Consider the following 3,992-nt stretch of genomic DNA (forward strand, 5'->3'; position numbering starts at 1 on the left):
TGGCATTATGTGTTCAGAAGGCCGGTTTATCAAGCTGCGCCGGGGTTTACTGGCCTATGGAGGTTATTTGACCGCGACCACCGCGTCCTCGGGGATGGGCGCAGGGAGCACAATGGCAGTGGCTCCTAGGCGGCGCGTGACTAACTGGCCGTTGCGCCTGACGCCAACCAGGTCGGATTCCGTACCGGCATCCACGGCCGCCGCCAGCCCTGCCGGCGGCGAGGCGATGAAGGCGTAGCTGGTGCCGGCGGCGATGTAGCCCTGAAGCCGCGCTGGCTTGCGGAACCAGGCCGGTAAACCAAGAGCGGAGTCCGCCGGCGAACCGGTGAAACCGGGGTTGGCGTGTGCGTACTCCGCCAGCCTGGAGCGGTAGAGCAGCAAGCTCCTGGCCAGGGTGTCGACCTCGGCCAGTTCGGCGCTCGAGGTCGCGTGGTCGCTTTGTACACTCAGCCAGGTTCCGGTGAGCAGGGCGAGCAATAGGGCAATCCAGAGCAGCGGCATGATATCTGGACGACTCCCTAGTTGAGGTAGGTTGCCGTCACACGCATGCCGGCGGAGTTACCGAATCCTGCGAGCACAACGGTGCTGTATAGGCAGAACCGGTGTCCGGCTTTCACCATGGCGGAGATCGAGGCGTCTTCAACTACGTCAGCGTTTCGCCCAGCGGTGGAGCGCGCTTGACCGACGATCACGCCATCGACTTCCAGGCGCAGAACTCCGGGGCCGGAGCCATTGATCAGCGCGTCCCTGGAGACCGCTTGGCAGTGGGTGCGGGGTCGGTTATCGGCGGGATACTGTGCCAGCACCACAGGGGTGGCGATATTCACGCCACTGGGCCGTTTCCACAGCCCATCGGTGCAGAATAGGGGGCCGCTGTTGTCTCTGCCTACCAGGCCATTGGGGGAGCATCCTGCATTTTCTGCCGCCAAACCATTGATCTGAAGGTACTCGCCGACGGTCGTTCTACCTTCGGAGCTGAGCTTTCCCCCTCTCAATTCTCCGCCGGTATAAACGCCCTTGTTCATCCACGACCTGACCCACGTGCTGTCACTCATATACCAGCCACCGTCCCACCGTTCGTTGTACCAGCCGGAGTTACCGCGGGTCCTGAACCAGCCACCCGTGTACGTCTCGCCAGAGATATCGGCGGTTCCTGCCTTCACTGTGCCAGTGGCAGTCATGTTGCGTGCGCTGACGTCAGCGTTGGTGGTGATGTTCCCGGAGGCCGTTATCGCCCCGGCTGCGGCGATATTGTTGCCGCCCATATTCAATGCCGTGTTCATCCGGTTGAGCTCGGGATGACCCGGGACGGCATTGCGGTAGAGGTACTCGTTGGCGATGGCGCCGTCCTGGAAGAACAGCGCCGTCGCCAGGTGTCCAGCACCGGGAGCGCTACCGAAATTGCTTAACGCCACCTGCCAGGCGGCGCCCTGAGCAATGCCGGTATTGGTTTTCGAGATGTAGCCACCCTGGGCGCCCATGAGCTGGGCGATCCGGCGGATCGAGAGTTCGGAAGCCGCCTGCCCACCCGTGGTCACGATCAGCGTTTCGAGCTGGTTGGCCGCCGGCTTGCGGGCCAGGACCTGGTATTGCTGGCCGTAGATGTTGGTGTCGCGGAAGCCTGCGGGCAGGTAACGGGTGTTGCGCAGCATCGGGACGGTGATCACCGCCGGGGCCGTGGCGCCGGCGCTGGCCAGAACCGTGCTGAAGTTGTCCTTCAGGTACTTCTCCGCTGCCTTGGCCACCTGCTGTTGCTGCTGGGCCGCGTGCTGTTCATTCAGGTCGTCTAGATAGCTCATCAAGACTGAGATGCCACCGGTAGTCGCGATTGCGATCACGACCAGGGCGATCATCAATTCGATCGAGATAAAGCCGCGGTTGAGCTTGGTGTTATTCATAGGTTGGCTCCCACAGGCTTCTGCGAGCCTGGCGATTCACGTCGTCCTCAAGCAGGTGAATCTGCTGCCGGCGGATCTTGTCTCGCATGGCGACGGAATCCACACTGGTGAAGAGCAACGGTTCCGCGTGCAGCCGTCGAGCGGCGCCATCACTTACCAGTTCCTGGCAGATCACCGCCTGAATGCCCTCGGCGACCACATCGTAAGCATTGGATGCGAGCGGTTTGGCCAGGGTGATCAGCCGTTCGATGGCTTGGGGGCAGTTTTTCGCGTGGATGGTCGAGATGACCAGGTTGCCGTTCAGCGAAGCTTTGCAAGCCTGATAAGCGGTGTCTTCGTCGCGGATTTCGCCAATCAGCACCAGGTCGGCTCCGGTACGCAGCGTGCGCAACAGGGCTTCGCTGTAGCCTCCCGAGCGTCGCGAGGTCCTGACCTGGATACAGCGGCCGAGTCCATGCTGGCCGCTGAGATTGGTTTCCTGCGGATCTTCGACGGTGAAGCCCACCCCGCCCAGGGTTTGCAGTCGGGCGAGGATCAGAGAGGCGGCAGAGGAGGTTTTTCCGGTCGCCATATCGCCACAGAACAGGACCAGGCCCTGCAACTGCGGATCCATCAGGGCGGAGACCACTTCGCTCGGATAGCCGATGTCTTCGAAGCTTCTGACTTGGGCCGTCGACCGGCGCAGCACGAAGACACTCCCGCCGTTGAAAGCATCTTCCAGTTGGGTAACGCGCAGTAGCACGCCGTCGACGACGATGGCGAACTCAGGATCCTGCAGCTCCTCCAGCGTTTGCCGGCAGATCTGTAGCAGTTCCTGGGCGTGCGACTCCCACTCGCGAGGCACTTCGACTCGGCGCGCGCCGGAGCCGGCCAGGCCTTTCACGTCGGCGAAGCCTTCACCGAGGTAGAGGTCGACGAACTGAGCCTGGACGATCGGGTTCACACTCACGAACTATAGGTCCAGGTAATGCTGTTGCTGTCGCTGCTGCAGGCCGTGGTCGCCGCTGCGCTGGTGACTTCGCCGGTGATCGCGGTACCGCTGTTGATCTTGGTCTGCTCGAAGGTGTTCTTCGCGATCTTGGTACTTAGGGTGATGCAGGCGTCCTTGGGCAACTTGCTGGTGGTGATCGAGAAGCCCATGCCGGTGGACGAGACAGTGACCGATCCGCCGTAGACGTTGTAGACGACGCCGGAGGAGACACTCATGTTCTTCGGCACGCCGTTGATTGCGATCAGGCTCGGGATCAGGTTGGTGCCGCTGGAGCCGTAGCCCGAAGAGGTCTTCAGGGCCCGCGCGTTAGCCGCGATAACGCTGATGTTGCGCTGTTCCTCGTTGGCGTTGGACGAACTGAACATTCCAGCCGCTGCGGCCAGGCCCAGGCCGACCCCGATGGCGATGATGATCAGCACGATGATCATCTCGATGGAAACGAAACCGCCCTGCGTCGGACGGGAAGTGCGTTGCGTAGTGCTCATGGAGCGCTCCTTGGTGAGGTTTCAGTGGTTCATGGATTGGATGAGCTGCTGTGCCTGGTAGGCGCCGAGCAGGACCAGGATCATCAGCGCGCCGATGAAGATCAGGGCGAAGTTCTTCACCAGCCCGGCGGCCAGCTCGATCTGCTTGAGGCTGGTCTCCTGCCAGCGGCGGCTGAACTTGACCAGCGCTTCGGAGAAGCCTCCCCGGTTGGCGAGGATGCACAGGTACTGGATGGCCTGTCGGTCGGGGAAATCGTGACCGGCGCTGCGAAGGGCGACTCCCAGGTTCTGGCCCAGGCCCACGCCGTAGCGGGCAGCTTCCAAGCGCTGCTTCAGCCAGGGCGGGGAGATCTTGATCATGCTGGCCAGGCTGTCGTAGGGGCGTATGCCGGCGTTGAGCATGACCGCCATGTTCAGCAGGAAGGTGGTGCCCTGGAGCATGCGGTAGATGGACCAGGGCGGCAGCATCCGGTCCAGCCAGACCCGGCCTTTCCAGCGGTAGGTCGGCAACGTGACGATGACCACCACCGTGAGGGTGATGACGGCGACCAGAACGTAGATACCAGGTCCTGTGACGAAGCTGGCAATGGCGTTGAGCGTGGCGAGCGGGCCGGTCCA

The 3,992-nt window shown here is 62.4% G+C and carries 5 protein-coding genes; all 5 read right to left on the reverse strand.

Going from position 1 to position 3,992, the window contains the following annotated elements:
* Positions 1–63 precede the first annotated feature (63 nt).
* Positions 64–501 carry a type IV pilus biogenesis protein PilM gene (pilM, locus tag JHD77_RS30285; RefSeq protein WP_023093861.1) on the reverse strand — a complete coding sequence of 146 codons (438 nt, stop codon included), beginning with the start codon at positions 499–501 and terminating at the stop codon, positions 64–66.
* Positions 502–518: 17 nt separating this feature from the next.
* Complete coding sequence (pilV, locus tag JHD77_RS30290; RefSeq protein WP_023093860.1) at positions 519–1,898, reverse strand: shufflon system plasmid conjugative transfer pilus tip adhesin PilV; 1,380 nt, start codon at positions 1,896–1,898, stop codon at positions 519–521.
* Positions 1,891–2,847, reverse strand: a complete 957-nt coding sequence (locus JHD77_RS30295) for an ATPase, T2SS/T4P/T4SS family (protein ID WP_023093675.1) — start codon at positions 2,845–2,847, stop codon at positions 1,891–1,893. The genes pilV and JHD77_RS30295 overlap by 8 nt, the downstream gene beginning before the upstream one ends.
* Positions 2,844–3,374: a type 4 pilus major pilin gene (locus JHD77_RS30300; RefSeq protein ID WP_023093859.1), complete on the reverse strand. Its 531-nt coding sequence runs from the start codon at positions 3,372–3,374 to the stop codon at positions 2,844–2,846. Before JHD77_RS30300 ends, JHD77_RS30295 begins: the two co-directional genes overlap by 4 nt.
* Positions 3,375–3,395: 21 nt before the next feature.
* A partial coding sequence (locus JHD77_RS30305; protein WP_199506545.1) for a type II secretion system F family protein occupies positions 3,396–3,992 on the reverse strand: 597 nt, incomplete at its 5' end.

Source organism: Pseudomonas sp. P20, assembly GCF_016463925.1.
Classification (GTDB): domain Bacteria; phylum Pseudomonadota; class Gammaproteobacteria; order Pseudomonadales; family Pseudomonadaceae; genus Pseudomonas; species Pseudomonas aeruginosa.